This window comes from Bradyrhizobium sp. WSM3983, assembly GCF_000473045.1.
Taxonomy (GTDB): domain Bacteria; phylum Pseudomonadota; class Alphaproteobacteria; order Rhizobiales; family Xanthobacteraceae; genus Bradyrhizobium.
The window spans coordinates 460,830-473,320 of sequence record NZ_AXAY01000001.1; the positions used below are offsets into that span (position 1 = coordinate 460,830).

General features: G+C 65.5%; 12 protein-coding genes. 10 read left to right on the forward strand and 2 right to left on the reverse strand.

Annotated features, from left to right (window positions below; genetic code table 11):
- Positions 1-210: 210 nt before the first annotated feature.
- Positions 211-663 carry a hypothetical protein gene (locus tag YUA_RS0102230; RefSeq protein ID WP_027529178.1) on the forward strand — a complete coding sequence of 151 codons (453 nt, stop codon included), beginning with the start codon at positions 211-213 and terminating at the stop codon, positions 661-663.
- Between the two features lies 1 nt (position 664).
- Here the strand turns inward: YUA_RS0102230 and YUA_RS0102235 are convergent, their stop codons facing one another.
- Both YUA_RS0102235 and mutY read right to left on the reverse strand, forming a co-directional pair.
- A complete protein-coding gene (locus tag YUA_RS0102235) occupies positions 665-1,084 on the reverse strand; it encodes a PaaI family thioesterase (protein WP_027529179.1) in 420 nt (139 codons plus the stop codon).
- 69 nt (positions 1,085-1,153) lie between these two features.
- The gene (gene mutY / locus YUA_RS0102240) at positions 1,154-2,254 is read right to left on the reverse strand and encodes an A/G-specific adenine glycosylase (protein ID WP_027529180.1); all 1,101 of its coding nucleotides are present in this window, start codon (positions 2,252-2,254) and stop codon (positions 1,154-1,156) included.
- 122 nt (positions 2,255-2,376) lie between these two features.
- On the opposite strand from mutY, the gene YUA_RS0102245 reads away from it, so the two are divergent.
- The 9 genes from YUA_RS0102245 to YUA_RS0102285 all read left to right on the forward strand — a co-directional run bounded on the left by YUA_RS0102245 (position 2,377) and on the right by YUA_RS0102285 (position 12,473).
- On the forward strand, positions 2,377-2,868 hold the full coding sequence (locus YUA_RS0102245; protein ID WP_027529181.1) for a DUF721 domain-containing protein: 492 nt from the start codon (positions 2,377-2,379) through the stop codon (positions 2,866-2,868).
- 138 nt (positions 2,869-3,006) lie between these two features.
- Positions 3,007-3,678, forward strand: a complete 672-nt coding sequence (locus tag YUA_RS0102250; protein WP_027529182.1) for a DsbA family protein — start codon at positions 3,007-3,009, stop codon at positions 3,676-3,678.
- Between the two features lie 216 nt (positions 3,679-3,894).
- Positions 3,895-7,359, forward strand: coding sequence for a chromosome segregation protein SMC (gene smc, locus YUA_RS0102255; protein WP_027529183.1), 3,465 nt, complete (start codon positions 3,895-3,897; stop codon positions 7,357-7,359).
- A 58-nt stretch (positions 7,360-7,417) separates the two neighbouring features.
- Entirely contained in the window at positions 7,418-8,395 is a 978-nt protein-coding gene (locus tag YUA_RS0102260; RefSeq protein ID WP_027529184.1) for a small ribosomal subunit Rsm22 family protein, read from the forward strand.
- A 136-nt stretch (positions 8,396-8,531) separates the two neighbouring features.
- The gene (locus YUA_RS0102265) at positions 8,532-9,092 is read left to right on the forward strand and encodes a LemA family protein (protein WP_027529185.1); all 561 of its coding nucleotides are present in this window, start codon (positions 8,532-8,534) and stop codon (positions 9,090-9,092) included.
- Positions 9,093-9,124: 32 nt separating this feature from the next.
- On the forward strand, positions 9,125-10,369 hold the full coding sequence (locus YUA_RS0102270) for a M48 family metallopeptidase (protein WP_027529186.1): 1,245 nt from the start codon (positions 9,125-9,127) through the stop codon (positions 10,367-10,369).
- A 206-nt stretch (positions 10,370-10,575) separates the two neighbouring features.
- Positions 10,576-11,328 (forward strand): hypothetical protein, encoded by a 753-nt coding sequence (locus YUA_RS0102275; RefSeq protein WP_027529187.1) that lies wholly within the window; start codon positions 10,576-10,578, stop codon positions 11,326-11,328.
- A gap of 60 nt (positions 11,329-11,388) precedes the next feature.
- Positions 11,389-12,057, forward strand: a complete 669-nt coding sequence (locus tag YUA_RS0102280; protein WP_027529188.1) for a hypothetical protein — start codon at positions 11,389-11,391, stop codon at positions 12,055-12,057.
- A gap of 83 nt (positions 12,058-12,140) precedes the next feature.
- Positions 12,141-12,473 carry a GIY-YIG nuclease family protein gene (locus tag YUA_RS0102285; protein WP_027529189.1) on the forward strand — a complete coding sequence of 111 codons (333 nt, stop codon included), beginning with the start codon at positions 12,141-12,143 and terminating at the stop codon, positions 12,471-12,473.
- The last annotated feature ends 18 nt before the right edge of the window (positions 12,474-12,491 follow it).

Consider the following 12,491-nt stretch of genomic DNA (forward strand, 5'->3'; position numbering starts at 1 on the left):
TACGCCATCATTTGGCACGCCCTGCATGTCCAATTGACCTAGATCAATGCCTGTCGGTTTCAACGCCCCCGGGATGGTCCTGCGCTTTCAGGCCGAGGTTGAAGACCATGAGCGGTCGCAACCGTTCGCTCGTGCGCTTTGATCTACGCCAGTCCTTGAATGCGAGAGAACTTGTCCATCCGATAGACGCCAATAACCGAGGCCGCGATCATGAAGTTCCGGGCAGAGTTGCTTGCGGCGGCTATCTTGCTGGCCGAAATGCACGCAAGTCATGCGGCGATACGGATCGCCGGCGATCGTGGCGGGCTAATCGACACCTACGTTGACAGATATCAGCGCCTGCGCACGTCCGGAGAGACCGTAATCATCGATGGACTTTGTGCCTCGTCGTGCACCATCGTTCTCGGTGCAGTTGCCGCTGACAAAATCTGCGTGACCTCGAAGGCCGCTCTCGGCTTCCACGCTGCTTGGGATTTCGGTCGGAAGGGAAGGACAATTACCAACCCTGACGCCACCAACTACCTGTACTCCATGTATCCCGGGCCGGTGCAGCGTTGGATCGCGGCGCGCGGCGGGTTGAGGCCGCAACTCATCTTGCTGCGCGGCAAGGCGCTACAAGCGCTGTATAAGCCCTGCGTGCAGGGACGCCGCGTGCGCGGCTAGACTACCGCACCACCCTTGCCGCCTCCAGCAGCCGCTCGGTCGCACTCGCCGTCGCGAGCACGGTGCCGTCCTCGGCCATCAGCTTCGCCTCGACGAACGCGATCGTCTTGCCGAGTTGCGTCACCGTCGCCTCGGCGATGATCGGGCCGGGCTTGGCGGGCGCCAGAAAATTCACGGTCATGCTGATTGTGGTGGTGTAGAGTCGGCCCTCGCTCATTACGAGCACAGCGGGGCCCATGGTGTCGTCGAGCATGGCCGAGAGCATGCCGCCCTGGATGAAGCCGGCCGGATTGCAGAATTCGGGCTTGCCCTCGAAGCCGAGCTTGATCCAGCCCTCCTCGGGACGGGCATCGAGCAGGCGCCACCCCAACAGTTCGGCGCAGGGCGGCCTTGGAAAGTTGTCAAGCGCGGTCTTGATCATGTGGAACCTCCGTTACCGCTCGTACATAACGCAAGGCTGCTGACAGGCTAGTGTCAGCAGGAGCGAGGGCTAGAGGCTCAATCCGTGCGCGATCACCTTGCGCATCACGCTGGGCAGCGCCTCGTCGGCGAGCGTCGCGATCGGCACCCAGCGCATGCCCTCGGGGGCGCGCGTGCGGGCTTCGGCCTTCGCGGTGTAGACCACAAGCTCCAGCGGGAAATGCGTGAAGACGTGGGTGACCACACCGAGCTTGCGCTGCCAGCGCGACAGCCCTTTTAGGTACGGCGCCTGCTGTTTTGCCGTCGTATCCTCTTGTCCGGCGAGCCAGTCGGAACCCGGCACCTCGGTCATACCGCCGAGTAATCCCTTTTCACGCCTTGAGCGGACAAGCAGCTCATCACCGCGCGTGACGACGAAGGCGGCGCCACGCCGCAATGTCCCGCTCTTCTTCGGCGCCTTGCGCGGAAATGTCTCCTGCGTACCCTGCGCGCGCGCCGTGCAATCCTCGTTCAGGGGGCATAGCGAGCAGGCCGGCTTCTTCGGCGTGCAGATCGAAGCGCCGAGATCCATCAGCGCCTGGGCACTGTCGCCGGCGCGGGAGTTGGCCAGCAGCGTCGCCGCCAGTTGCTGGATCAGCGGTTTTGCCTGCGGCAATTCCTCCTCGACCGCATACAGGCGCGACACCACGCGTTCGATATTCCCATCGACCGGCATGGTGTGGCGATCGAACGCGATGGCCGCAATCGCCGCTGCCGTGTAGGGCCCGATGCCCGGCAGCGCCCGCAAACTTTCCTCCGTATCGGGGAAGACACCGCCATGCTCGCGCGTCACGGCCACCGCACAGGCATAGAGGTTGCGTGCGCGCGAATAATAGCCGAGCCCGGCCCACATCCGCAGCACGTCATCCTGCGAGGCGCTTCCCAACGCCGTGACGTCCGGCCAGCGCGCGACGAATTTTCCGAAATAGGGCCCGACCGCCTTCACCGTGGTCTGCTGGAGCATGATCTCCGACAGCCAGACGCGATAGGGATCCGACGTCTCCCCGGGCGCCGCGCGCCACGGCAGCCTGCGGCGGTGCCGGTCGTACCAGGCAAGCAGCACGACTGGGCGCGACAAGGTCTCCGGCCGCCTGGGTTCCGATTTCGCCTTCAGGACTGATTTGGGGCTCATGCTCTTACTGTAACGACAACGAACCGACCTCTCCACGTCATGCCCGCGCTCGTCGCGGGCATCCACGTCTTTCTTCGCAGCGAGGAGCCTGTGGCTCACGCGCCGGAGTGCTATAAGGGCCCATGTCCAAATTCCCACCCAAACCCGGCCCCATCAGCGCAAAGCCGCTCGGGATCCTGCTCAACGACGTCTTTGCCGAGGCCTATGCCAAGCAGGGTTTTGCGGCGCGCGAGCTGGTGACGCGGTGGGCGCAGATTGCCGGGCCCGAGATCGCCGCCCATGCCGAGCCGCTGAAGATGCAATGGCCGCGGCCGGTCGAGGGCCAGCCGCAGGAACCGGCGACGCTGGTGCTGCGGGTCGAGGGCCCGATGGCGCTGGAGATCCAGCACTCGGCCGACGTGATCCTCGAGCGGGTCAACCGCTTCTTCGGCTGGAGCGCGGTCGGCAAGCTCGCCTTCCGCCAGGCGCCCTTGGCGCGCCCCCGGCGCCCGGTGCGGCCCGGCCCGCCGGACCCCAAGGCCGTCGCCAAGGTGGCGGAGAGCCTGGGGGATATCGAAGATGAAGAATTGAAGACGGCGCTGGCGCGGCTCGGGGCCGCCATCAAGCGAAATTGAGCCTCATTCCAGCGCTAATCTGGACCTGTCCTTGCCGCTCGCCATTGCCTCAAACCACGTTTCAAGCTAGCGACAGGCCGCCCGGGAACCTTCATATGAGCCTCAGGGCGCGAGACCACGCCAATTCGGGAGCCGACCTTGATCATCACCCGCCGCGCCTTCACCACGATGCTGTCGCTGACCGGTCTTGCCGCGCTCGCCGGGCTCTCGCCGCTGCGGTTCATCTCTGAAGCCATGATCCCTGAAGCCATGGCGCAGGGTGCCGGCGATGTCGCCAAGCCGGTGTCGCTGCCCGACATGGCGCTGGGCTCCAAGGACGCCGCCGTCACCATCACCGAATTCGCCTCGATGACCTGCCCGCATTGCGCGGCTTTCAACGAGCAGGTGTTCCCCAAGATCAAGTCGGAATACATCGACACCGGCAAGGTGCGTTACATCTTCCGCGAGTTCCCGCTCGACATCAAGGCCGCGGCCGGCTCGATGCTGTCGCGCTGCATCGCCAATGGCGACGCGCCGAAATACTTTGCGGTCACCGACATGCTGTTCCGCCAGCAGAACGACTGGGTGACGAAGAACACCACCGAAACGCTGACGCGGATCGGCAAGCAGGCCGGCCTCACCCAGCAGCAGGTGGAAGCCTGTCTGAAGGACCAGGCGCTGCTCGACAAGATCGCCGCCGACCAGAAATATGCCAGCGACGTGCTGAAAGTGGATTCGACGCCGACGTTCTTCATCAACGGCGAGAAGATCAAGGGCGAGACCTCGTTCGAGGAATTCGCGAAGAAGATCAATCCGCTGCTGAAGAGCTGATTCGCTCGTCAAGATCCTGATTCGCATCTCGAAAGCCGTAGCTTTCCCGGCATAAATCCCTTGGGAAAAGCGGCTTTCGCAGGTTGCCCTCGCGGCGCACCGCGGCCATTGTCCGCCGCATGAGGCGCCTCGCGCGACTCACCCAGAGAGTGACATTGCCTTCCATGGTATTGTCCCGGCAGGGGGATTCGCGCCTGCCAACAGAGATGCGTGTTTATGAAGATCACCCGCCTGCGCCTTCACGGCTTCAAGTCTTTCGTTGAGCCCACGGACTTCGTCATCGAGCCCGGCTTGACCGGCGTGGTCGGACCCAACGGTTGCGGCAAGTCGAATCTTGTCGAGGCGCTGCGCTGGGCGATGGGCGAAACCTCGTACAAGTCGCTGCGTGCCGCTGACATGGACGCGGTGATCTTCGCCGGCTCCGGCAACCGTCCCGCGCGCAACCACGCCGAAGTGACGATGACGATCGACAATGCCGATCGCACTGCGCCTGCGGCGATGAACGACAGCCAGCTGCTCGAAATCTCCCGCCGCATCGAGCGCGAAGCGGGCTCGGTCTATCGCATCAACGGCCGCGACGTCCGCGCCCGCGACGTGCAGATCCTGTTTGCGGATGCCGCCACCGGCGCGCGTTCGCCCGCCCTCGTCCACCAGGGCAAGATCGGCGAAATCATCCAGGCCAAGCCCGAGCAGCGCCGCCGCGTGCTGGAAGACGCCGCCGGTGTCGCCGGTCTGCACGCCCGCCGCCATGAAGCCGAGCTGCGGCTGAAGGCCGCCGAAACCAATCTCACCCGCGTCGAGGACGTGATCGGCCAGCTCGCAGGCCAGATGGAAGGCCTGAAGAAGCAGGCCCGTCAGGCCGTGCGCTATCGCGAAGTCGCAGCCAAGGTGCGCAAGGCCGAGGCCACACTGTTCCATCTGCGCTGGATCGGCGCCCACGCCGACGTCAACGAATCCGGCCAGACCCACGATCTCGCCGTGCGCGAGATGGCCGAGCGCACCCAGCACCAGGCCGAAGCCGCCCGTATCCAGGCGATCCGCGCCGCCGAAATGCCGGCGCTGCGCGATGCCGAAGCGCGCGCCGCAGCCGGGCTTCAGCGCCTGACCAATGCCCGCGAGCTGCTCGACCGCGAGGAAGAACGCGCCAAGGAGCGCGTCGCCGAGCTCGAACGCCGCCTCGCCCAATTCGAAGGCGACATCGCGCGCGCCCAGCAGCAGACCATGGACGCCGACGTCGCGCTGCAGCGGCTCGACAGCGAAGATGCCGAGCTGAAGGAAGAGATCAAGTCGCGCGTCGAGAAGCGCTCCGGCGTCGACGAGCGCGTCGGCGAGGCCGAGGCGGTGCTGACCGAAACCGAGCAGCAGTTCGCCGAGCTCACCACCGCGCTCGCCGACCTCACCGCCAAGCGCAATCAACTCGAAGCCAACGTCCGCACCCACCGCGACAAGCTTGCCCGGCTCGACCAGGAAATCACCAATGTCGCAGCGGAAGAGCAGAAGCTTGCCGACGAGACCGGCGGTTTCGGCGATCTCGACGAGCTGACCGCAACGGTCGAGACCGCCGAGCAGACGCTGGCAGCCTCCGAAGCTGCAGCGCAGGCGAGCGAAGCCGCGCACGTCGCCGCCCGCCAGACCCTGGAATCCTCACGCTCGCCGCTGGTCGAAGCCGACAAGCGCGTGCAGCGGCTCGATACCGAGGCGCGCACGATCTCAAAAATCGTCAACGGCGAGACCAAGAATCTGTGGCCGCCGATCATCGACGGCATCACAGTCGACAAGGGCTTTGAAAAGGCCATCGGCGCCGCGCTCGGCGACGATCTCGACGCGCCGGTCGATCCGTCCGCGCCGATGCGCTGGACCAATGCCGGCGTCACCGACGGCGATCCGGAATTGCCCGAAGGCGTCACCCCGCTCGCCAACCACGTTCAGGCCCCGGCCGAGCTGACGCGGCGCCTGGCGCAGATCGGCGTGGTGCCGCGCGAGCGTGGCGCCGAGCTGGTCTCGCAGCTCAAGACCGGCCAGCGGCTGGTTTCGCCCGAGGGCGACGTCTGGCGCTGGGACGGCTTCGTCGCCGCCGCTCACGCGCCCACCGGCGCCGCGCGGCGCCTGGCCGAGCGCGCCCGCCTCGTCGATATCGAGAACGAGCTGGAGCAGGCCCGCATCGACGCGCAGATCAAGCGTCAGGCGCTGGAGAATGCCGAGTCCGAACTGCAGATGGCGGCCAGCACCGAGGGTGCCAGCCGCGAAGCCTGGCGCGCCGCACAGCGCGAACTGAACGTCGCGCGTGAGCGCCATGCTGCCGCCGAGCGCGAGATCAGCCGCCACGCCGCGCGCAAGGCGACGCTGTCGGAAGCGCACAGCCGTCTCGCCGCAGACCGCGCCGAGGCCGAGGCCGCCTACGAATACGCCGAGGCCGGCATCAGCGAGCTGCCGTCGAGCGAGGACACCGAGACCCGCCTCGCCGCGGTCCGCAGCGACATCGAAGGCCATCGCCGCATGGCCGCCCAGGTTCGCGCCGAGGCGCAGGCGCTGGCGCGCGAGGCCGAGCTCGCCGACCGCCGCGTGCAGGCGATCCTCGCCGAGCGCACCGAGTGGCAGAACCGCAAGGAGAGCGCGGCCTCCCACATCGACACCATCCAGACCCGCATCACCGAGGTCTCGATCGAGCGCAGCGATCTCGAAAACGCGCCGGCCGTGTTCGCCGAGAAGCGCAGCGCGCTGATCACCGAGATCGAGTACGCCGAGAACGACCGCCGTATGGCTGCCGACGCGCTCGCCGCCGCGGAGACCGCGATGGCCGAGACCGATCGCGTCGCCAAGCTAACCCTCGAGGCGCTCTCCAGCTCGCGCGAGGCGACCGCCCGCGCCGAGGAGCGCATGGAAGGTTCGCGGCGCCGGCTCGAGGACATCGAGCGCGAAATCCGCGACATGCTCGAGGTCGAGCCGCAGGCCGTCGCCGGCCTCGCCGAGCTCGAGCCCGGCGCGGAGCTGCCGCCGCTGCATGACATCGAGGAAGACCTCGAAAAAATGCGCCGCGACCGTGAGCGCCTGGGCGCCGTGAACCTCCGCGCCGAGGAAGAGCTGCGCGAGGTCGAAACCCAGCACACCGGCCTGGTCACCGAACGCGACGACCTCGTCGAAGCCATCAAGCGGCTGCGCCAGGGCATCCAGAGCCTCAACAAGGAAGCGCGCGAGCGGCTCTTGACCTCGTTCGAGGTCGTCAACAACCACTTCAAGCGCCTGTTCGTCGAGCTGTTCGGCGGCGGCGAAGCCGCGCTGCACCTGATCGAGAGCGACGACCCGCTGGAAGCCGGTCTCGAAATCATCGCAAAACCGCCGGGCAAGAAGCCGCAGACGCTGTCGCTGCTCTCGGGCGGTGAGCAGGCACTGACCGCGATGGCGCTGATCTTCGCGGTGTTCTTGACGAACCCCTCGCCGATCTGCGTGCTGGACGAAGTCGACGCGCCGCTCGACGACCACAACGTCGAACGGTACTGCAACCTGCTGCACGAAATGACCGGCTCGACCGACACCCGCTTCGTCATCATCACGCACAACCCGATCACGATGGCGCGGATGAACCGGCTGTTCGGCGTCACCATGGCCGAGCGCGGCGTCTCCCAGCTCGTGTCGGTGAGCCTGTCAGAGGCGGTGGACATTCTCGACCAGAACGTGGCGTGATATCTCTGCCGTCATTCCGGGCTCGCAGAGCGAGAACCCGGAACGACGGTAGGCAACCATGATAGCCCCCACCCTCCCCGCCGAACTCAAAGCCGCACTCGACGCCAGGCTGCAGGGCTTCTCGCGCACCGACGCCGCACAGCGATCGCAGAAAATCTCGACCACCTATCGCGCCGGCGGCGGCTCCGGCACGATCAAGTCGGAAGCCGATGCGCTCGCCTATGCGCTGGCGCGCATGCCGGCCACCTACGCCGCCGTCGCCGCAAGCCTGAATGCACTCGTCGAGATCGCGCCAGATCTCGCCCCGGCAACGCTGCTCGACGTCGGCGCCGGCCCGGGCACCGCAAGCTGGGCCGCGGCGGAGGCGTTCTCCTCGCTGCAAGATTTTACGCTGCTCGATGCCAATGCCACGCTGAGCCGGCTCGCGCTCGAACTGGCGCGCGACAGCTCGCGCCTCTCTGATTGCCGCTATCTGCCGGGCGATGCCGCCAGCAGCCTCGCCGAGGTCTCGGAAGCCGATCTCGTCGTTGCGAGCTACATCATCGGCGAACTCGGTGAGGCCGACCAGCGCAAGCTCGCAGAGACGATGTGGACGAAGGCGCGCCACGCGCTGGTCGTGATCGAGCCCGGCACGCCGGCCGGCTATGCGCGCATCCTCGCGCTGCGCCAGCAACTGATTGCGACCGGCGCCTTCGTCGCTGCGCCTTGCCCGCACGAAAAGCCCTGCCCGCTCATCGCGCCCGACTGGTGCCATTTCAACCAGCGCCTGCCCCGCTCGCAAGCGCACCGCCAGATCAAGGGCGCCGAGGTGCCGTTCGAGGACGAACGCTACATTTACGTTGCCCTGACGCGCACGCCGCCCGCCACGCGCGCCGCCCGCGTGCTGGCGCCGCCGGATGTCGGCAAGGCCGAGATCGCGGCGAAGCTCTGCACCGAGCACAGCGTCGAGCTCGCGAAGGTCGCGCGCCGCGACAAGGCCGCCTATGCCGGCGCCCGTCGCTGGCGCTGGGGTGATGCCGTCCTGTCCGAAAGTTAACCTCGTTCCAGGCTTTTCGCTTGAACTCGGATGGCTCCCGATCCGACCAAGTCTTACCTTTGCTCCGCGCGGGGCTCTCGCCCGGGCCCCATTTTGGTTTACGCTGTCCGCCCCAATTCCCCTTCAGGAGTTCTCCATGTCGACCGGCTGGATCGTTCTCGGCGTCATCGTCGTCCTCGTGCTGTTCGCCTTCAGCGCCTACAACCGGCTGGTGGCGCTGGGCCAGCGCGTCAGCCAGGCCTTTGCCGATGTCGACGTGCAACTCAAGCAGCGTCATGACCTGATCCCGAACCTGGTCGAGACGGTGAAGGGCTATGCCTCGCACGAGCGCGGCACGCTCGACGACGTCATCAAGGCGCGCAACTCGGCGATGTCGGCGCAGGGGCCGGCGCAGGTGTCCGCCGCCGAGAACCAGCTCTCCGGCGCGCTCGGCCGGCTGATCGCGCTGTCGGAGGCCTATCCTGACCTCAAGGCCAACGCCAATTTCCAGCAGCTCGCCAGTGAGCTCTCCGACCTCGAGAACAAGATCGCGGCGAGCCGCCGCTTCTTCAACAATGCGGTCCAGGAATACAACACCGGCATCCAGCAGATGCCCGCCGCTCTGTTCGCCGGCATGTTCGGCTTCACCAGGAAGGACTTCTTCGATCTGGGCGCGAGCCGCGCCGAGGTCGAGGCCGCGCCCCAGGTGAAATTCTGATCTGAGCCGATAGACCGGCAGGGCAACGCGTCATGGCCGCGTATGGTCTCTACACGCACATCGCCTCGAACAAGTTTCGTTCGATGCTGCTGCTCGCCGGCCTGTTCGCACTGGTCTATGTGCTGGTCTATGCCGGCGCGCTGGTCGCCGAGGTCGTCATCAACGGCAACGAGACCGTCGCCTATTATCTGAACCGCGCCTTCCACGACCTCATCGTCGCCTTTCCCTTTGCGACGATCGCGTCGGTTGCCTGGATCATCATCGCCTATTTCTTCCACCAGTCGATGATCGACGCGGTGACCGGCGGCCATGACGTCACCCGGCAGGAGGAACCGCGGCTCTACAATTTGCTGGAAAATCTCTGCATCTCGCGCGGCATCACCATGCCGAAGCTGAAGATCATGGACAGTCCGGCGCTGAACGCGTTCGCGACCGGCCTCAATCCGCGGCAATATGCGGTTACCGTCACCACCGGTCTCCTGAAGGCGCTGAACGACCAGGAGATCGAGGCGGTCCTCGGCCACGAGCTCACCCACATCAAGAACGGCGACGTGCAGCTGATGGTGGTCGCCGTGATCATCGCCGGCGTGGTCGGCTTCTTCGGCGAATTGTTCTTCCGCCTGTTCACCAATTTGAGCTGGAGCTCCGGCGGTTCGTGGTCGTCGGGTTCCTCCTCGTCGTCGCGATCGTCCTCGTCGTCGAGCGACAGCAAGAGCTCCGGCGGCGGCGCCATCGTGGTCATCATTATTGCGGTCGTGCTGATCGTGGTGGCCTGGCTGGTCTCGCAGGTGGTCAAGCTGGCGCTGTCGCGCTCGCGCGAATATCTGGCCGATGCCGGCTCGGTCGAGTTGACCAAGAATCCCGATGCCATGATCTCGGCGCTGCGCAAGATCGAAGGCCGCGGTGAGTTGCCCGGCGCGACCTCCGCGGTGATGGAGCTTTGTCTCGACAATCCGCGCGAAGGCTTTTCCGATCTGTTCGCGACCCACCCCTCGGTGCAGTCCCGCGTCGACGCGCTGGTCAAATTCGCCGGCGGCCGCGATCCCGGTCCACTGCCGCCACCGGCCGACGAGACGGAACAGCCCGCCGCGGACGAGCCTGAGGCACAGGCCGATCAGCAGGAGGCCTCGCCGCCGCTGCCGCAGGGTCCCTGGAACGATGCAGGCGGCGGGGCCACGCCACCGCCCGTCCCCGCGCCGAGCCCCTCCGGAACCGCAGCCGGCAATCCTTTAGGCAACCCGATCGGCAATCCCATGGGTCCGTGGGGCCGCCACTAAGCGCGTGATTTGTCTGCCCTCGGCGGCCGATTTCACAGCGATCTGGAAAAACTTCGGGAATTGCCGCCACGGCATGCCGAGGAATTGAATTCTCCCTTGTTTCTGCCATGTTCGCGCCCAACAGCAGACTTGGGACATCCTTGGGACATCGATTTGGGGCCCGGCCGATTGCGACCTCGCGATCGGGGGCGCGTTAGGGGACAGCAATGGCAAAGCCGGCAGTGGTTGTGGTGGGCGCGGACAAGGGCGGGGTTGGCAAGACCACGGTCTCGCGCACTCTGCTCGATTATTTTTCCGCCAACAACGTGCCGACACGCGCCTTCGACACGGAGTCGCCGCGCGGAACGCTAAAGCGCTTCCACCCTGACATCACCGAGATCGTCGACATGACGACGACGGCCGACCAGATGAAGATCTTCGATACGCTCAACGCGACGAGCCCGTCGGTGACCGTGATCGACGTCCGCGCCGGCCTGCTCTCGCCGGCTCTCGCCTCTTTGCGGGACATTGGTTTTCTCGACGCTGCCAAGGCCGGCCAGATCACCTTCGCCGTGTTCCACATCCTCGGCCCGTCGATCGCTTCGCTCGACGAAATCGCCGAGACCGCCGGCTTCATGACCGGCGCGAAATATTTCCTGGTGAAGAACTTCATCAACGACACCCAGTTCTTCCAGTGGGACCAGTCGACCTACAATTCCTACTTCCACCGCATCAAGGATGCGACCGAGCTGACCATCCCCAAGCTCAACGAAATGGCCTATGAGCAAGTCGAGGTGTCCTCCGTTCCGTTCCTGAAATTCGTCGCCAACAAGGGCATCAACGACGATGCCGCCAACTACTCCTTCGTGCTGCGCGGCTATGTCCGGCATTGGTTGGCGAATGTCTGGAGCGAGTTCGACCGGATCCGGCTGACCGACATCGTCGGTTCGAAACCCGCGCCCCGCAACAGCGAAAAATAGTTGCGGTCGAGGTGCGGATACGGCTGGATTGGGCGGTGAGTTGGCCTGATATATCTGTCGATGTCCGCGACGCCCCTCTACATTATCTGCTCGCCCCGCCCGCAGGTCGGCAAGACCCTGCTGGCGCGGCTGTTGAGCGAATTTTTGCTGCTCAAGAACGGCAACGTCACGGCTTTCGACGTCAATCTGAAGGAGCCGTCGCTGCTCGACTATCTGCCGAAGGTCACCGAAACCGCTGATGTGATCGACACCTACGGCAAGATGCAGCTGATGGACCGCGTCATCGTCGATGACGGGCTCGCCAAGGTCATCGACCTCGGCTTCCACGCCTTCGACGAGTTTTTCAAGATGACCGACGAGATCGGCCTGCTCAAGGAAGCAGCACGCCGGCATGTCGCGCCGATGATCCTGTTCGTCGCCGACACCGACCGCGTCTCGGCCCGCGCCCATGAGATGCTGCGCCAGCAGATCCCGCGGATGAATCTGATCACCGTCGACAATGAGTTCATTATCCGCGGCGAGTTGCCGCCCGCGATGGCGGGCGGCCGGCTGTTCCGGCTTCCGGCGCTGCCAGGCTTCCTGAAGACCTATATCGACCGGCTGAACTTCTCCTTCACCGGCTATCTGCGCCAGGAAAAGGACTCCTCCACCGAACTGCACCAATGGGTACGGCGGAATTACCTCGCTTTCCGGGAGCTCGAGCTCAGCTTGATTCTGCAACGATCCTGAATATTTTATCCGGGTAATATTGACCCCGGGCGTCCTTGCCGTTACTGAGGCTGCGCAACAGCGTCCCTCAGCGAGGCCCTCCCGTGAGCACCGACCGGAAAGCAGCCATCGCCGCCTATAAGGAGCGGAAGACCATTGCGGGCATCTTTGTCATCCGCTGCGCGGCCTCGGGCGAGGCCTGGGTCGGCCAGGCCCCAAACCTCGAGACCATCCAGAACCGCATCTGGTTCACCTTGCGCCAGGGCAACCACCCCTGCCGTAGCCTCCAGGCCGCCTGGAACGCCCATGGCGGGGCCGGCCTGACGTTCGGCGAATGCGAGCGGCTGGAGGACGAGGAGAGCGCCTATGTCAGGAACGCGCTGCTGAACGAGTGCGTGCTGCATTGGCGGGCCGAGTTGAACGCCGAGGCGATCTGACGATCGCCGCGGCGGAGA

What these genes read in the sequence shown, in the direction of transcription:
- YUA_RS0102230 (WP_027529178.1), top strand. Translation starts at nt 211, where the DNA reads ATGAAGTTCCGGGCAGAGTTGCTTGCGGCGGCTATCTTGCTGGCCGAA.
- YUA_RS0102235 (WP_027529179.1), bottom strand. Translation starts at nt 1,084, where the DNA reads ATGATCAAGACCGCGCTTGACAACTTTCCAAGGCCGCCCTGCGCCGAA.
- mutY (WP_027529180.1), bottom strand. Translation starts at nt 2,254, where the DNA reads ATGAGCCCCAAATCAGTCCTGAAGGCGAAATCGGAACCCAGGCGGCCG.
- YUA_RS0102245 (WP_027529181.1), top strand. Translation starts at nt 2,377, where the DNA reads ATGTCCAAATTCCCACCCAAACCCGGCCCCATCAGCGCAAAGCCGCTC.
- smc (WP_027529183.1), top strand. Translation starts at nt 3,895, where the DNA reads ATGAAGATCACCCGCCTGCGCCTTCACGGCTTCAAGTCTTTCGTTGAG.
- YUA_RS0102260 (WP_027529184.1), top strand. Translation starts at nt 7,418, where the DNA reads ATGATAGCCCCCACCCTCCCCGCCGAACTCAAAGCCGCACTCGACGCC.
- YUA_RS0102265 (WP_027529185.1), top strand. Translation starts at nt 8,532, where the DNA reads ATGTCGACCGGCTGGATCGTTCTCGGCGTCATCGTCGTCCTCGTGCTG.
- YUA_RS0102270 (WP_027529186.1), top strand. Translation starts at nt 9,125, where the DNA reads ATGGCCGCGTATGGTCTCTACACGCACATCGCCTCGAACAAGTTTCGT.
- YUA_RS0102275 (WP_027529187.1), top strand. Translation starts at nt 10,576, where the DNA reads ATGGCAAAGCCGGCAGTGGTTGTGGTGGGCGCGGACAAGGGCGGGGTT.
- YUA_RS0102280 (WP_027529188.1), top strand. Translation starts at nt 11,389, where the DNA reads ATGTCCGCGACGCCCCTCTACATTATCTGCTCGCCCCGCCCGCAGGTC.